The sequence below is a fragment of the Okeania sp. SIO2B3 genome, from assembly GCF_010672525.1.
Lineage (GTDB): Bacteria > Cyanobacteriota > Cyanobacteriia > Cyanobacteriales > Microcoleaceae > Okeania.
The window spans coordinates 1-15,037 of sequence record NZ_JAAHGH010000144.1; the positions used below are offsets into that span (position 1 = coordinate 1).

Below are 15,037 nucleotides of genomic sequence, written 5' to 3' on the forward strand. Positions count from 1 at the left end.
TCAATAAGTATAGTCAGTATGGAAACTCATAGCATTACCAGTCTCTGCTAAATCCTTTCCTTCATTAGTAGTCTTTGATGGTGCGAACAATCCGTAATCACTGCTGTAGATTGGTCCAATGGATTCTACTGTAGCCTGCAAATCCTTAGCTGCTATATTATGCAATACAGTAAATCCAAAAGTAAAAAGCTGCTCGAGCCACAATTCGGGATTGGATGAAAGAGCTTCCTGCAACTTGGATATATTTGCTTCGATCCAAGCTTTATCCCATAAAATTTCCTGGTTCTGAGAATTAGATTCAGAGTGTTCATTTCCATTATCCTGCTCTGCGTCATCGTAAGCGTGACTCAGCAACCAAGATATTGAGAATGTACTTTTGTGAGGAGGATCTTCGTTCCAAATGATAGTCAGTTCCCCATCTTTTTGTTCTACAGATAATGGTTCAGGGCATGAAGTATCCTTAATTTCATATAGTTTCTGAAAAGAAGTTGGATGGCGACATTTGGGACATAAGCAATTATCCCGCAACCAAATATAGTGAAAACGTTTGCCTTCGACTTCAAGAAAAGTCTTATTTAAAACTGCTGTACTGTTCATGGAAAACTCCTATTTTTTAGTTGTTCAAAATCAAGAAATACAAATTAATTTAATTTTTGACATTCATCTATTAGAATTTCCATCAATTTTGGTGGCATACGCTGATAAGATAAATCTAATTGTTGATATTCTTTCCAAAGCTTGTGATATTCATCTCTATCTAAACGTGCTTCTTGAGTATAGCGATCAATTGCTTTCCCAGTAAATCCTTTTTCCAGACATTTTTCTAAAGCAAGTTTTGTCTCTTCAATTTCACCTACACATTCAAAAGCATTATGAGCTTCTAGCCCCATTAGTTGTCGATAATAAAGCTGTAGAACGGGTCGATCAAAAAGATTTTCCTTGTTTAAAACTTGTTCAATTTCATTTGCCTGTTCTGGAGTTAGATAAGCCATATAGGACAAATAAACATAAGCACATTTAGGACAAGATTTACACCAAGGAGGCTTAGTATTACAAGAGTAAACTAATTTTAAATCGCCTTTTTTAACTTTTTGAGCTAAAATTCGATATACTAATATATCAGAACATGGTTTTAGTAAACTAAAGACTACTAAATTACTGATAAATTCTTGTTGAATATACTCTTCATAAACCTCTTCACACTCGGTACTTTTACACCAAGCGTGATTAATATTTTGATTCCCTACTTTCACTTGTTCACTATCAGCACTTTTTTCATTGCCATAACATAATTGTGTATATTTCTCTTGAAGAATAATAGGCAGAATCCCAAACATTCCATAAGCTAAAGGTAAGTCTTCATAATTTCTAATATCAGAAATTTCTAAATTTTCTACGCCATGAAGTTTAGCTGCTGGAGAATTTAGGAATGACTCAATAATATACTGACGGTGAATTTTTTGCGGTGGATTTTCGAGTTCATAAAGATGTTGTTCGTGCATTTCAAACAACTTTTCGGGATTGGCATGGGTATGTAGATTAATACTGAAACTATCAAAAGGAATATGATTATCGTCTAACATCCGAGCCATTAATAAACTATCTTTTCCACCACCATTACAAACAAGTAAGGGAGTTTTTCCAGGAACTATAGTTACTGCTGACTTTTCCACAGGAGCAATATCCTGATGAATAATTTCGGCTCCTTGATAATCTAAATTACCTGTTTCATAACGCCACTGTCCTAAACATTGTTCGACAGTTAAATCCCAAAGTTTTTGTAGATTACTTGTCCAATATTTACTATATTTTCCTAAGTCAAGATGAGTCGGTTTTAAACTTAATATCTTTAAACCATGAAATAACAAAATATGGAAATAAATTTTTTCCATGTATGCTTGGGTATACTCTGACTCTAGCTGATGAAAGTCAACTGTTGAATACCAAAGAGTAGTTGTAAAAGTTATTTCGTTGTACTGGTAAAGCAAGGTCAAATTATGTTTTGACCGAGTACAATCAACAAGTTTTAAGACAATATTCATTATTAATATTCTCAACCTTTGGTAATATTTTGTTTATTAATATTGAGTACAACTTTACCAAAGAAACCTTTAGTTTGAAAAAATTGTTGAGCTTCCTTAATTTCAGACAGAGGAAACACTTTAGCAACTAAAGGTTTTAATAGACCTTTTTCCAAATATCTAACTAATCTTTGAAACACATCTGATTCTAAGCGCGTTGCTCCAATCATCTCTAAATCTTTGTAAATCAAATCTCGCAAATCTAGAGTAACTATTGGATTACCAATTGCTCCACAGGAAACATATCTTCCTCTTGGTTCAAGAGCTTTTATCATCAAATTAAAATGATTTCCTCCTACTACATCTAAAGCAACAGTAATTTTATGTTGAGCTAAATTAGACTCTAATGAATTATCTCGTGGATAGATATAATTAGCACCTAAATCTTTGGCAAAAGTTTCTTTATTAGCTCCAACAATTGCAATTACTTTAGCACCTCTAATTTTACTTAATTGAATTAAAGCACTACCTACACCACCGGAAGCTCCCATAATTACAACAGTATCTTCTGCTCCAATTCTTCCTTTTGTCAGCATATTTTCTGCCGTCGAATAAGCACAGGGAAATGTAGCTAATTCAATATCAGAAAGGGGAGAATTAATTGGATAAATATTAGTAGCAGGAACTACTACATATTCAGCAAAACCCCCATCCAATTCACTGCCAATATATTGATAGTCATCTAGAGTTTCATCACGAATCCAACTATCAACTATTACTCTTTGCTGGAGAAATTCGACATCTACATTTTCCCCAATTTCTATTACTTTGCCAACAATATCAGCACCTTGTATTCGAGGAAAGTCTGTACCATTTTGTGTCCAGCAAGATGTATTATTGGGGTTGTTTTCTTTTGTATCTTGGAGAATAGCTTGAAAATTATCCTCCGCAGCATACCAACCCGTGCGAGTATTAATATCTGTATTATTGACAGAACAAGCTCCTACTTTTATCAACACTTCTCCCGGTTTTGGGGTTGGTTTAGGAATTTGGGTATAGACCAGTTTTTCTGGTCCACCAAATCCAGTAAGAATAACCGCATTAATTAAATCAGTCATTGTTTTTGTCTGAATCTACAAATTCCGTAACCTAGTCCGCACCTTCATTAAAATCTCTCCCAAACGATTTTTCCCACTCCCATCTTGACCACAACCCCAATAATAGTCGTAAGGAGCATCTTCTATTATCAGTTCATCTCCTGTATCCAGAAGTATTTGCCCAATATCTTGATGAGTTTGAAATTTACAAAGTAGACCTCGCTCCATCACATCATCTTTAATTTCCTCCCAGTCTTTACGGAGGGGACGACTACGCTCTCGTCCCATTTTAGCTGCATCTGCCGGAGTTTTGGCCAATCTAATTTCTTCTAGGTGTTCAGTCCCCACAAATTTTTGGGCTTGGAAATAATGCTCTGAAGTTGGCCACCATAACCCATCTAATTCAAAACCGTGGGGGGAAAAGTTCGATAAACAACCATAAGGCTCATCTAGTTGACTATAAAAGTAAATGGTCATCAACTATTCTCCAACAAACGGAAGTGTAAAATGCCCCATTGCATATATCCTTCTTCGTAACGTTCGATCCAAGGTTGAATGCTATTTAAAGTTTGATCGACAAATGCTGTTGAAGTCAATTTCACCACTTCATTGTACCTTTTCTGTACTTCTTCCTCAAAACGTCGATAATGGATCGGCACATTTTGAGAAAGGTCAATAAAGTTTAGTTCTTCAAAACCTAACTCTTTTGCGGTTTGACTGTAAAAACGATAAGATGCCATATCGTTAATTCTCAGACGGTCAAAAGCAGATTGTAATGTTCCCGGAGGACAAGTTTCGCTTTGCATGAGGTCGGTAAAAATTAATTCACCCCCTGGTTTTAAGACTCTTTTAATTTCTTGGAAAACTAGACGGCGATCGCCACTATGCACAATGGCATCCTGAGACCAAACTATATCAAAGAAGTTATCTGGATAGGAGATATCTTCAAAACTCCCTTGAGTAACTTCTACCAAGTGGCTTAAGTTTTGTTCTTGATTAAGTTGACTGTTGCGTTGATTTTGCAACTGGCTTAAGTTGAGACAACATACGGAACATCCATAAGTTTTGGCCAAATACCTGGCTGCCCCTCCATATCCAGCTCCCAGGTCAATGACCCGTGAATTTTTGTCTATTTTTTCCAGAGTTTGGGCGATGGTTTCTACGGTACGCAGGGACGCATCGTGAATTGCTTCGTCTGGCTGGTTGTAGATGCCATAATGAATATGTTCCCCTCCCCAGATGGCCGCATACATTCTGTCGGTTTCGTTGCCATCATAATATTGTTGGGCAATTTTTACTGCTTCTGTCATTTATCCTCTATCTATAACTTTGGCCTAATTCAATGAAAATTCTAACATCTTTTGGATAGGTTTCAATGCTGCTACTCGCGTCTCTTCAGGGAGGGTTATTTCAGGTGTCTGATTTTTCATTGCCAGATGCAGTTTTTCCAAAGTACTCTGTATTTATAGCAATGAGCGCTGGTATATTTACAAATTGCAGTAGAGGCAAAATAGCTAAAAGTCTTATATTATCAGCAATTTATTCCCCTCCTGGGAGGGGGAGGGGCGAGGGGTGGGTTGCCTGTTGCCTTTCGGAGCTGTTGCCTGCGCACAGCGCTATATAGGTGGGAGCTACTCTGCCAGTAATTCTGGTAAGCATTTCCTGCGGAATGCTGGACAAACAGCTATTAGCGGTCAGCTTTGAGCTGTTTGAGAGATAATGTATATACACTGCCAAGGTCAAGGTCAGTTTTTTTCCAATACTTTATAATTATCCTTAAATTTTTTGATACTAATTCCTGCCCTCAAGGCAATGAATTAATAGCTGATAGCTGATAACGTAGTTCCGACCATAGGAGGCTAGCTGAAGGCTATTTGCGCAGCATGACCTAGGAAATGCTTACTAATTTTGAATGAAATTTAAGTAAAAATATGCAATCTGTTATACCTCCAAACATAATATTAGACAACTTATTAAAAAATTGGCTGCTAGAAGATATTGGCAGGGGCGATCGCACTACTGCTGGCTTATTTTCAGCAGACCAAATAATTCCAGGTGCAGGTTATTGGTTGGTCAAGGAGTCAGGAGTTATTGCCGGGTTGCCTATGGCAGCTAGGGTATTTCAACTTTTGGATGAAAAGGCCAACTTTGTACCTACTGTTACAGAGGGGGAATGGTGCGAGTCGGGTACTGTCATAGCTAAATTAGATGGGCCTTTAGATAGTTTATTGACTGGGGAAAGGGTGGCCCTAAATCTGGGGATGCGTTTGAGTGGGATAGCGACTATGACTCGTAAATATGCAGATAAAATTGCCGATCTGTCGGTGCAACTGGTTGATACTCGCAAGACAACTCCAGGATTGAGAATTTTAGAAAAATATGCGACTCAAGTTGGTGGGGCGAAAAATCATCGGATGGGTTTGGATGATGCGGTGATGATTAAAGATAATCATATTGCTGCTGCTGGAGGTATTGGGGAAGCGATCGCTAAAGTCAGAGAAACAATACCTTATCCTTTAAATATTGAAGTGGAGACAGAAACATTGGCAGAAGTAGAAACTGCTTTGGAGTATCAGGCAGATATTATTATGCTGGATAATATGTCTGTTGAAGTGATGAAACAAGCAGTTAAAATGATTAGGCAAAATAATAGTCGTATTAAAATTGAAGCTTCAGGAAATATTACTTTAGAAACTATTAGAAATGTGGCTCAAACAGGTGTCGATTATATTTCTACTAGCGCTCCTATTACTCGGTCTACTTGGTTAGATTTAAGTATGAAAATAGAAAATAACATTACAAATTGAATAGTTACACTTTGGAGGAGGTACTGGACTGTTTCAGCTAAAATAGTGCAATAGCAAATTTTTAAGAGATAACTTACTCTAGTTACAATTAGTTACAATGACAAATCTAATACACCATTTTAGATGAAACGGTCCACTACAAGCTCTGCGATCGCACTTAATACCAATTAAGTGAGTTTGACATCCTACCTAATTTATTATTCCACAATAATCCCACAGCGATCGCTCACTTTTCTGTTCACCTATCCGTTCATTTACCTATTCAAATTGTTAATTTTTTGTACAATTCTACTGCACAACTGGGCAAAATTTTCAATTTAAATGTAGTATAGACAACATAATTATCTGGCAAAGTTTAACCAAGAGTTGAATAAAATTAGGGTGTTTTGAAAAAATCTTATCTATAAAATAAAAGTCGATTTCATAAAGGCTCCTGAAAAGTCCGATTTTAATGTTAATACCAATTTAAAAATAAAAATTATGGCCCTCAGAGCATCTCCACAAGGACTAAAAATAGTGGAGCAGGCTAGAAAACAGAAAAACTGGACAAAAGCTGCTCCCCAATGGCTAGAGGCTGCTTATACCTCCGAAGCAACCTTGAGAAGATTTTGGCGCAGAGAACCCATTAAACCAAAAACTTTTCAAGATATTTGTGAAGCTGTCAATGTTAACTGGCAAGAAATAGTCGAACAAAGCAAACCTACAGTACCAGACTCCAATTTTGTTGGCCGAGAAGAGGCCATTAATGGTCTTAATCAGCTCATCGCCCAAGGGGCTAAATTGATTCTCATTCAAGGGGAAGGTGGTATAGGAAAAACTACTTTGGCCCGCTACTTTTTTGAGTCCCAAGGGTTTGATTTGACTATTAAATTGCATATTGCGATGGAGAGAGAAAATATTATTTCGGTGGAGTTGGTAATAGAGGAATGGTTACAATGCTATTTTGGAGAAGAGCCGGGAAGAGAATTTGGCATTACTTTAGATCGGTTACGACGTCAGCTCCGAAATAGTACACAAAAGATAGGCATACTTATTGATCGTCTTGAACCAGCGCTGCAAAGAGGTCGTTTTGTGCGTCAACATTGCTGCTACGCAGAATTATTGAGGATGCTAGCAAACCCAAATTTAAACTCTGTCACTCTGATCACCAGTCGCGAACAATTATCTGAACCTGCTGTTATGGTGGAAATTTATCGTTTGGCAGGGTTGAGTGAGACAGCTTGGGAAGATTTTTTTTGCAGTCACCAGGTAGAGATAGATACTGCTGCTTTAAAGGAAATGCACTGTGCTTACGGTGGTAATGCGGAAGCAATGTGTATTCTTGCTAATGACATCCGTCTCGACTTTGAGGGAAATTTGCAGGCTTATTGGCAAGAAAACCGCCATGACTTGCTTATCGATCCGACTTTAGAAAATTTGATTGAAGGGCAGTTTGACAAACTCCAGGACGATCGTCCCCGAGCTGCTCGACTCCTTTTTCGTTTAGGGTGTTACCACTATCAAGAAATTCCTATTTTACCTAAAGCAGCAGTTTTATGTTTGTTGTGGGATGTGCCAATATCCCGTCGAGAAAGGGTCATTAAAGCTTTACGCGATCGCGCTTTAATTGAGTGGTGTGAGGATGGTTATTACCTGCATCCGGTAATGCAGGCTAAAGCTAGAGAAAGGTTGAAGGGTGAAATTAATAATATTGGGGGTAAGTTGGAGCAAGTAGAAACAGATAAGGAAGAGTGTCAGGAGTGGTTATTAGCTAACCGCGCTGCTGCCCAATTTTATCTTGAAGTCTATGAAGTTGAGTCGGAAATAACTCAGAAATATGTCTTTGAGGCTATTGAGCATTTAGCAAATATTGGAGATTTTGAGGAGTGTTGTAACGTTTTATTATATAAGATTTTAGCAGCAGATAAAATTGAAAATCTTCGTGGCACAGCTAACCTCTGGAATAATATGTCCCGGTTTATTGCTAGTAGCGAAAAAATCATTGATCGCTTATCTGGAATACAAAGAGCGCTTCTTCTTATTCCTCTGGGAGCAATTTATTCAGAAGTGGGCAAAAATAGTCAAGCGCTAAATATTAGCGAACAAATTATTGCTATTACTAGGGAAAAAGATGGGTCAGATGAAAAAATTTGTTTTGCTCGGATGTCTGCTTATTCAATAGCAGGTAAAGCTTATCGTTATCTAGGAAATTTACACAAGGCTGAAGCGGCTTGTCAACAAGCTAATAAAATTGCTTCAAAGTCTGGTAAAAACTATTGGCAAGCCCTAGCTTTTTATGGTTTAGGAGCAGTTTATCTGGAAAAAGATAGACCTCGGAAAGCTTTGCGTCATTTTTTTGGTGCAGCAATTTATGCCAAACTCGGTGGCATTACTCAAGAGTTGAAAGGGGATATGAAAAAGCTATTTGGATTACTATTTAATCCGACAAATGACCAAATAGCTGAAGTTCAAAAATTCTTTCAAAAATATAATCAGAATGAGCGAGAAGACCGGATTAAAAAGTTTAATATTCTCTGGAATATTGCTAGATGTTTTAATGCGATGAAATCTTTTGAAGTGGCTAAGAATATTTTAGATTTAGCTCAAAAATTACTCGAGGCAGAAGATAATAATCAACAATGTTTATTGGCTTTAGAGTTGGCAATTTATTACTCTGCCAAAAAGCAAATACAAGTAGCACAAGAATGTTATGAAAAAGCTTTAGATTTATCTGCTAATCAAGGTGAAAAATGGTCAATAGCTTATCCGCTAAAATGTTATGCTAATTGGCTTTATACTCAAGGTAAATATTCGGAAGCTCTGACAAAATATAGGCATTTAGAAGAGTTACTACAAGAAACTGAGTTTTATTTTATGCAAGCCTATAATTACTATTATCTAGGTCTAACTATTTTACAAGTTCATCCTGAGCAACAACAACTAGCTCACAAGTATCTGACAAAAGCGAAAAATATTGCTAAAGAGATAGAGTTAGTATTGTCTGAAAGAGAATAGGGAATAGCGAATAGGGAACAAGAAACAGGGAACAGGGAATAGGCAACAGGCAACAGGCAACAGGCAACAGGGAAGATATTTTCAGACAAAAGGTACGAAACATGATTGATTTGATAAATTTTACAACTCTATTAGGAAATAGGCAACAGGCAACAGGCAACAGGCAACAGGGAAAATATTTTCAGACAAAAGGTATGAAACATGAGATTCTTTATAAGAAGAGGTAATTAGGGCTTGCTGATTAAATCTAAAAGTATTTATACCATTTCTGAATAGTAATGCTATGTTTAATTACCATCTATCCATCTCTCCATCTCTCCATCTCCCCATCTCTCCATCTCCCCATTACAAAGATATATAGCAAACTTTTTGAGAATTGGTATTACAAATAAAGGTTTTAGCCTTTTTGATATCGAAAAAAGTGCCTGGTTTTCAGCTCTTCACGCTCAAAAAGTAGCGTATTTTAGGTGCATAGTTAGGCAGAAAAATCAAGGGACAAAACGCCCGCTCCTACCTCCTCGCTCATTCCCTTTTCTCCTGTCTTCCCCTCCCCTCCTGGGAGGGGTTAGGGGTGGGTTGTCTCCAGTATAGCTGTCTCCTACCCTCACCCATAAGGCTTTTTCAGCAAACCCTAATTATTAATTATTAATTATTAATTATTAATTATTAATTGTTGAAAACCTTCCTTCTTATCCCAATTTCCAAAGTTTAACAGTTTGATCGAAACTACCACTAGCTAAAATTTTTCCATCAGAACTAAATGCAACGGAATTAACCCACCGAGAATGCCCTTTTATAGTGCGTAAAAGTTTCCCTGTTTCTAGATGCCAAATTTTGATAGTATGGTCGCTACTGGCACTAACTAAAGTTTGATTATCTGGGCTAATAACTACAGAATTAACATCATTAGTATGACTACTTAAAGTACGTAAAAGCTTTCCTGTTTCTAGCTGCCAAATTTTAATATTTTTATCGCTACTACCACTGGCTATTTTTTCTCCATCAGGACTAACATTCACAGATAAAACTCTGCCATGATGACCGACTAATGTGTAAATTTCTGTTCCAGTTTCCAGATTCCAAGTTTTAATATTATTATGACTTCCTGTGACTAATATTTTCCCATTCTGACTAATATCAACTGCATAAATACTATCAGAATGACCGCGAAAAGTATGTAGCATTTCACCTGTAGGTATATGCCAAATTTTAATAGAATCATCGCTACTGCCACTCACTAATTTTTCTCCATCAGGACTAATAGCAATAGAAGTAACTCGCATAAAATGACTTTGCAAAGTTAGTTCTGTTTCTGTTGCTAAATACCAAATTTTTATCGTCCCATCATAACTACCACTAGCTAATATATTTCCATCTTGGCTGAGGGCGATCGCTACTACATCATTAGTATGACCTTCAATTATGCCTAATTCTTCTCTTGTTTCTAAATTCCAAACTTGAATAGTACCATTACCATTACCACAAGCTAAAATTTGACCGTCTTGACTAATAACTACAGAATAAACTTTTTCTGAATCTGTATTAAAAGTTTCTTCTAAGGAAACTCCATTGGGCAGACTTAATTTTAAATATTTGGGATGAATCCGAAAATAACCAACAAAATGACTGCCTCCTATAGCAAGGATGAAAATTATTCCACCTACTAGAAATTTGCCTTTATTTTTAGATAAAAAATTATCTAGATTGTCAGATGAAATTTCGTTTAACTGTTCTGGAGGCAGTAAATCTGTATTAAATTGCTTGGGCAAATGACTAATAATTTGAGTGATACCCAATCCTAGAAATAAAATTGCACTACCTAATAATAATTTGCTTTTTAATGGATGATATTTTTTGGGAATTAAAGATTGAGATAAATCATCTTTTACCTGGCTCAACTTATGTAGAATAGTCCGATAATTTTCTGGATGTTGTTGTGAAATTAAATCATCAATAAAATCTGCTAATTTTGGGGATATTTGAGGGATTTTATCTCGCCAATTTAAGGTCTTAGTATCAGAATTTAAGAATGTAGATCCAGGCTGACCAGTTAACAAGTAAATAAACATATATCCGAGAGACACAAAATCAGATTGTACTGACTGTAGCTCTAGAGAAAAATTAGTTAATGTTAATTGCCCATTGGGACGGATAATAATATTACTAGGTTGAATATTTTGATAGAAAAATTGTTTTTCATGTAATAAGTCTAAAATTTCTATGAGTTGAGTTAACCATTCAACAGCTAATTCTTGATTAATTGGTAAATTATTTTTTTCCAACCAAGTTTGTAGATTTTCTCCAGCAACTTTTTCTATAGCTAAACAGTGTAATTTTTGATTACTACTTCTCGGTATAAATGTAAAATAACTACCAGGTCTTACTTGAGGAACTCCAGGATGATTTATTTGCGCTAATATCTTGGCTTGTTGTTGAAATTGAGAGACAAGTTCAGGACTATTTATATGCAATACTTTGAGAATTTCTGTGGTTTCTTCTGTTTTAACTTCATAAATAATTCCCCAGTCAAGAACCCTAAGTTTTTTGACAGCTTGATATTGTCCTTCAATTAATAATTTGGAGCCACAAGCTTTACAATATAAAGGATTATTCTGATTTTCTGGTGAGAAGCAATTAGGATTAATACAGTAGCTCATAATAGCGGTCTAATTCAGTAGAGCTTTTTTAGTGTTTGAAAATTGAGTGAAGCTTAATGATTAAGCTAAGATGCATTTAGATTTTATCTTCTCTGTTAAGCTAATAGGCATTTATTTTGAGAATAGTAAAAATAACAAATAAGACATTTTTAGCTACTATTACTATTTTTAAAGTTAATATCTATAGTAGTTCATTAATTGATAATGGATAATTGATAATTGATAATTACCTCTGGTTAAAACCGCTACATAATTGAATATCAGGAGATATTATTTCTTCACAGGAGTCGATTGGATATGGCGAGGAGACCTCGCCATCCCACCCAACGGGTGCGCTCCGAAGATCGACCGCTTTTTCCCCTTAAAAGGGGAGGCTTTAAACCAGAATTATTTAATTATTTAATTATTAATTATTAATAATTCGGTAACAATGAACAGTAGGAAAAATATTTCCTCTGATTCGGAGCATCATCAGTCTATGTCCTAACCTACCTATTTATTGCTATATAATTCACAATTTAAATGTACAATAATTTAGGGAATGACCAAGATAAAGAGATAAATGTTTTAAAGCTTAAATAGCCAATGGGACTTTAAACTTATCTAACTATAATATTTGTCTACGTTATATTTAGTATTTATATAAAATATTTTATCGGGTAATCAAAATTTTTGCCAAGTTACATCAATTTTTTGTGACATATTCAGTAGACATCTCCATAAAAGAGGGAACAGGGAACAGGGAGAAATAATTAGACCTCTCCGCAAACTAATATCATGTCCGGATAAGAGCGTGATAAAAAACTTTCTCCTTCAACTCCAGTTCTTCTTCTTCCTTCCCTCTTTACCTCCTGACTCCTGACTTCCCCTCCTGGGAGGGGGAGGGGCGAGGGGTGGGTTGACTCCTGAGGACTCCGTCATTATTTATTTATAACTGTTCAACCGGACATGATATAAGTTTTTGTCTAGGTATGACAAGGGTTTGAGATTAGTTATCGGAGAGGTATATTGATAATTTATGGATAATAATTGATTTTCTTTTGGATTTTTGGAGATGTTTAGTGGCAACTCAGAAACTAAATAGTCAACTTATAGTCTAACTTCTAATTAAAATTATACCAAACCTAAGCAATCAGCCACTTTGGGCATTAACTAAAACTTATTATAGTATCGTAGTATAGTACTTTTGAATCGTTAGTTTCACTTCAGTGCATTCTACATTATGGTACGCACACCATAATATTTGTAAAATAGTAGTTTTGTAGGTAAAGTTTAAATAATTTGACAATCCTTAACTAACACCAGCTATGATCGAACTAAACTATATATACCTATCTACCTATTCTGTAAAAGTTGCCTCTGAAAACTCCTAAGAGAACATCATGGCCCATTACAAATCCATCTTTTATATCATTACATCGTTGACTTTCCTCTGCTCTTTTCTGACCCCGAGTAGAGCTATCGTTGATGATTACAGTACAGGAGAATTAAATAATCATAGCTTTACAGAGGCAGACAATTTACAATCAACCAATCAAATTAATTATCCAGTATCAGTAGCCAAATCTTCATTTCCTCTGCATATTGCTCAAGATACTGATTCACAGACCAACAAAAAAAAATCTAAATCCTCGGACTCAAAAGTTCCGAAACCTGTTCGTATCATACTCAAGGCTCTAGGAGGACGAAAAGCACTGTTTATTTTAAGCATAACATCAGTTCTTGTCACTGGTACAGCGGTATTTGTCCTACTTAAGCTTTTTGACGATCATCAGCCTAAAGACTCAGACCCAGAAGACTTACAACCTCAAGATCGAATACCAGAAACAAATTCAACTGATTTAGATTTAGAGACTAACGATTCTGAACTGCCTCCCCCTAGATGGCCTACATACCTAGAAAACTCTTCTTTGGCCAATCAAAACGATTCTTTAGATTCTTTTGTACCCTCATTACAGGAGTCTGGAGAAAATACTCCTGTAGAAATTTCAAAACATAGTTTACAACCTCATAATCATAATTTAGATGTTAAATATGAAAAATTTTCTACAGTTGAGAGTGAAGAAAATAATCACTATGAGCAACCAGAAACTAAAGTGAATTTATCACAAGCAAATAACAAAAATTCTGTAGTTGAAGACTATCCAGAAACTAAAGTGGATTTATCACAAGCAAATAACGAACATTCTACAGTTGAAGATTCTAGAGATATTACTCTGCCAAATAACTATCCTTTACCAGCAGTTAATATTGTTGAAGAATTAATTAGTGAGCTACAAAATTTTGACCCGAAAAAACGGCATCATGCTATTTGGGAATTAGGACAAAGAGGAGATTCTAGAGCTGTTCAACCATTAGTTAATTTACTGATAGATTCTGATTCTAAACAGCAAAGTTTGATTTTAGCAACTCTCTCAGAAATAGGAACTAAAACATTAAAACCAATGAATAGAGCTTTAGCTATGTCAATACAAAATGACAATGCAGAAGTCAGAAAAAATGCTATCCGAGATTTAACTCGAATTTATGAGTTAGTCATTCAAACAACTAGCTTATTGCAGCAAGCAGAATATGACCCAGATCCAGAAGTTGAAAAAACGGCAAAATGGGCTTTAGAACAGTTAAATAGAATTCGTCCAAGGTGAGTTTAATAATGAATAATTAATAATTAATAATTAATAATTAATAATTGCCTCTTATGTAATATTAAGAATATCAGCATTCAGCTAGCTCGCATTTCCGTTTGTCATGCTCTGCAAACACCAATCAGATGTATAGAACCCATTTGGGGTCTATTTAACAAGTTACAAGTCCAATACCCATCTGGGTTTGATGATTCTGGCAGTCATTTTTCATAATTTTTCGGTTTTCTGAACCCTTATAGTTGTTAGGCTCCTGAAAACGGCTTTCCTGAAGCCTTTATATTTCAAGAAAAGATACCAAATGGGTTCTATAAACATATTCAAGCAATAACTAAGGTTAGGTTATAGCAAATTTCATTAATGAATTTTAATTCTTCTTGGTGGATAATTCCCTTCTAGTATGATAATGAGTTAATAACAAATAGCTGTTAACGTAGTTCCTCCGCAGGAGGCTAGCTGAAGTTCCCAGTTACGACCATAGGAGGCTGCTGACTGCTTACTTAAGAATTGGCTAAAAGGATTTTTTTTTCCTCATTAATTATTAATTGTTGAACAGTCTTATTAAATTATCTTTAAGGTAGATCGCAAGGAATAAATAAGGGATAAATAAATTAAGTTAAAACTCCATTGATTTGAAGCCACCACTTAAGACTTATTTATGTTTCCACAAAAATTGTACAGAAGTAATGTACCTACATTCCGCACTTCAAAATGTAGTATTGAAGAAGGAGACAGGAGACAGCTATACTGGAGACAGAATTTTAGAAGAAAATCATAGCTATCGCGATCAAGCCAACAATTAAGTAAGTATTGATGCTT

The 15,037-nt window shown here is 35.6% G+C and carries 9 protein-coding genes and 1 pseudogene; 3 read left to right on the forward strand and 7 right to left on the reverse strand.

Features of this window, described 5'->3' with window-relative positions; translation table 11 throughout:
• The 6 genes and pseudogenes from F6K15_RS34995 to F6K15_RS35020 all read right to left on the reverse strand — a co-directional run.
• Nucleotides 1–597, reverse strand: a complete 597-nt coding sequence (locus tag F6K15_RS34995) for a gamma-butyrobetaine hydroxylase-like domain-containing protein (protein WP_293070287.1) — start codon at nucleotides 595–597, stop codon at nucleotides 1–3.
• Between the two features lie 44 nt (nucleotides 598–641).
• On the reverse strand, nucleotides 642–2,042 hold the full coding sequence (locus tag F6K15_RS35000) for a hypothetical protein (protein WP_293070289.1): 1,401 nt from the start codon (nucleotides 2,040–2,042) through the stop codon (nucleotides 642–644).
• Between the two features lie 11 nt (nucleotides 2,043–2,053).
• The gene (locus F6K15_RS35005; RefSeq protein ID WP_293070290.1) at nucleotides 2,054–3,139 is read right to left on the reverse strand and encodes an alcohol dehydrogenase family protein; all 1,086 of its coding nucleotides are present in this window, start codon (nucleotides 3,137–3,139) and stop codon (nucleotides 2,054–2,056) included.
• Between the two features lie 15 nt (nucleotides 3,140–3,154).
• The gene (locus tag F6K15_RS35010; RefSeq protein ID WP_293070292.1) at nucleotides 3,155–3,595 is read right to left on the reverse strand and encodes an NADAR family protein; all 441 of its coding nucleotides are present in this window, start codon (nucleotides 3,593–3,595) and stop codon (nucleotides 3,155–3,157) included.
• Nucleotides 3,595–4,428: a cyclopropane-fatty-acyl-phospholipid synthase family protein gene (locus F6K15_RS35015; RefSeq protein ID WP_293070293.1), complete on the reverse strand. Its 834-nt coding sequence runs from the start codon at nucleotides 4,426–4,428 to the stop codon at nucleotides 3,595–3,597. The genes F6K15_RS35010 and F6K15_RS35015 overlap by 1 nt, the downstream gene beginning before the upstream one ends.
• A 24-nt stretch (nucleotides 4,429–4,452) precedes the next feature.
• A pseudogene (locus F6K15_RS35020) lies at nucleotides 4,453–4,575 on the reverse strand (quinolinate synthase NadA); the annotation flags it as partial.
• 474 nt (nucleotides 4,576–5,049) lie between these two features.
• Here F6K15_RS35020 and nadC point away from each other — a divergent pair.
• Together nadC and F6K15_RS35030 are read left to right on the forward strand one after the other, a co-directional pair.
• The gene (gene nadC / locus F6K15_RS35025) at nucleotides 5,050–5,925 is read left to right on the forward strand and encodes a carboxylating nicotinate-nucleotide diphosphorylase (RefSeq protein WP_293070295.1); all 876 of its coding nucleotides are present in this window, start codon (nucleotides 5,050–5,052) and stop codon (nucleotides 5,923–5,925) included.
• A 480-nt stretch (nucleotides 5,926–6,405) separates the two neighbouring features.
• Nucleotides 6,406–8,919, forward strand: coding sequence for a tetratricopeptide repeat protein (locus F6K15_RS35030; protein WP_293070297.1), 2,514 nt, complete (start codon nucleotides 6,406–6,408; stop codon nucleotides 8,917–8,919).
• 689 nt (nucleotides 8,920–9,608) lie between these two features.
• Here F6K15_RS35030 and F6K15_RS35035 read toward each other — a convergent pair.
• The gene (locus F6K15_RS35035; RefSeq protein WP_293070298.1) at nucleotides 9,609–11,576 is read right to left on the reverse strand and encodes a WD40 repeat domain-containing serine/threonine-protein kinase; all 1,968 of its coding nucleotides are present in this window, start codon (nucleotides 11,574–11,576) and stop codon (nucleotides 9,609–9,611) included.
• A 1,382-nt stretch (nucleotides 11,577–12,958) separates the two neighbouring features.
• On the opposite strand from F6K15_RS35035, the gene F6K15_RS35040 reads away from it, so the two are divergent.
• Nucleotides 12,959–14,221 carry a HEAT repeat domain-containing protein gene (locus F6K15_RS35040; RefSeq protein ID WP_293070300.1) on the forward strand — a complete coding sequence of 421 codons (1,263 nt, stop codon included), beginning with the start codon at nucleotides 12,959–12,961 and terminating at the stop codon, nucleotides 14,219–14,221.
• Nucleotides 14,222–15,037 lie beyond the last annotated feature (816 nt).

Excerpts from the sequence above, each read along its gene's own strand:
- F6K15_RS35010 (WP_293070292.1), bottom strand. The coding sequence starts at position 3,595 with ATGACCATTTACTTTTATAGTCAACTAGATGAGCCTTATGGTTGTTTA.
- F6K15_RS35015 (WP_293070293.1), bottom strand. The coding sequence starts at position 4,428 with ATGACAGAAGCAGTAAAAATTGCCCAACAATATTATGATGGCAACGAA.
- nadC (WP_293070295.1), top strand. The coding sequence starts at position 5,050 with ATGCAATCTGTTATACCTCCAAACATAATATTAGACAACTTATTAAAA.
- F6K15_RS35035 (WP_293070298.1), bottom strand. The coding sequence starts at position 11,576 with ATGAGCTACTGTATTAATCCTAATTGCTTCTCACCAGAAAATCAGAAT.
- F6K15_RS35030 (WP_293070297.1), top strand. The coding sequence starts at position 6,406 with ATGGCCCTCAGAGCATCTCCACAAGGACTAAAAATAGTGGAGCAGGCT.
- F6K15_RS35000 (WP_293070289.1), bottom strand. The coding sequence starts at position 2,042 with ATGAATATTGTCTTAAAACTTGTTGATTGTACTCGGTCAAAACATAAT.
- F6K15_RS35040 (WP_293070300.1), top strand. The coding sequence starts at position 12,959 with ATGGCCCATTACAAATCCATCTTTTATATCATTACATCGTTGACTTTC.
- F6K15_RS34995 (WP_293070287.1), bottom strand. The coding sequence starts at position 597 with ATGAACAGTACAGCAGTTTTAAATAAGACTTTTCTTGAAGTCGAAGGC.
- F6K15_RS35005 (WP_293070290.1), bottom strand. The coding sequence starts at position 3,139 with ATGACTGATTTAATTAATGCGGTTATTCTTACTGGATTTGGTGGACCA.